The following is a 1,568-nucleotide window of genomic DNA, read 5'->3' as shown; positions in this document are numbered from 1 at the left end:
TGCCCCGGCCCGCGCTGGTGCTGCCCGCCCACCTGTGGCGCAGCGCCGAACCGGCCGGCGCCGCGCGGGGACAGGGGCCGTGGCTGGCCGCGCTGGCCTGGGCCGCCCTGGTCCTGGCGCTGGCCGGTCCCCGGATCGAGGTCGCCAGCGACGTGATCCCGGCCTCGGGCCGCGACATCGTGCTGGTGATGGATCTGTCGGGCAGCATGTTGAAGGAGGACTTTTTCCTGGACGGCCAGCCCGTCACCCGGCTGGAGGCGGTCAAGCGCACCGCGTCCGCCTTTGTCGCGGCCCGGCGCGGCGACCGGATCGGGCTGGTGATCTTTGGCGAACGCGCCTATTTCGCGGCCCCCCTGACCTTTGATGTCGATGCCGTGGCCCGCGCCATCGACGAGGCGCAGATCGGCATATCCGGGCGCGGCACCGCCATTTCGGACGGCTTGGGCCTTGCCGCGAAACGCCTGTCGCGCAGCGATGCGCCCACGCGGGTGATCGTGCTGATGTCGGACGGGGTGGACACGTCCGGCACCGTGCCCGCCGTCGAGGCCGCGCGCCTGGCCCAGGACCACGGCATCCGCATCCATTCCATCGCGCTCGGCCCCGAGGATCTGGAAAACCAGCCCCGATCGCGCGACGCCGTGGACGTGGCGACCCTGCGCGCCGTGGCCCGGGTGGCGGGCGGCGAAAGCTTCCGCGTGCGCGACACCGCCGACCTGCAGGCCATGGCGCAAAGCCTGGACCGGCTGGAGCCCAACCCCTCGGCCCGCCCGCCGATGCGGCTGTGGCAGCCCTTGTGGGTCTGGCCCGCCACGGTCGCCGCCTTGTGCCTGTTCCTGATCGCGGGGCGGAGGCGCGGATGGACGGGCTGATCCTCTTGCGCCCCTTGTGGCTGCTGGCGTGGCTGCCGCTGGCGGGGCTGGTGGCCCTGCGCCTGACGCGGCTGCCCGATGCCGGGGGGTGGGAACGGGTCATGCCGCGCGACATGCTGCGGGCGATGCAGGCGCTTGGCGCCTTGGGCGGGCGGCAGCCCTTGTGGCAGCGGCTGCTGCCGCCGGGCGCGCTGGCGGCGCTGATCCTGGGCCTGGCCGGGCCCGCGCTGCCCCGCCGGGATGCGCCGGTGCTGGCGCAGGCCGATGCGGTGGTGCTGGCGGTGGATCTCTCGCCCTCGGTCGCGCAGGGGGCGGGGCTGGACCAGGCCAAGCTGGCCGCCGCCGGTCTGGCGCAGGCCCTTTCCGGTCGTCCGGTGGGGCTGATCCTGTATGGCGGAGAGGCCTTCACGGCATCCGCGCCGACGCTGGACATCGGCACCTTGCAGACCCAGATCGGCGTCCTGGATGCCGAGACCATGCCCGGCAAGGGCTCGCGTCCCGCCGCCGCCATCGGCATGGCCGCGCAGATGCTGGCCGGGCTGCCACGCGCCGACCTTGTGCTGATTTCCGACGGCGACGGCGTGGACCGGCAGGCTGTGGCCGAGGCCGACCGGCTGGCGGCGCAGGGCGCGCAGATTTCCGCGCTGCGGCTGGACGGGCGCGCGCCCGGCGCCCCTGCCGCGCCCACGGACGCGCTGG

2 protein-coding genes are annotated in these 1,568 nt (G+C 74.7%); both read left to right on the top strand.

The features are described from left to right. On the top strand, positions 1-869 hold an 869-nt coding region (locus tag JX613_RS19650; protein WP_207103159.1), incomplete at its 5' end, for a VWA domain-containing protein. Further along, on the top strand, positions 857-1,568 hold a 712-nt coding region (locus tag JX613_RS19645; RefSeq protein WP_237168757.1), incomplete at its 3' end, for a VWA domain-containing protein. The genes JX613_RS19650 and JX613_RS19645, both read left to right, overlap by 13 nt.

Origin of the sequence: Paracoccus shandongensis, assembly GCF_017315735.1 — a bacterium.
Classification (GTDB): Bacteria; Pseudomonadota; Alphaproteobacteria; order Rhodobacterales; family Rhodobacteraceae; genus Paracoccus; species Paracoccus shandongensis.
Note: the sequence above shows the minus strand (reverse complement) of the source record. Positions and strands in the feature narration are given on the sequence as shown.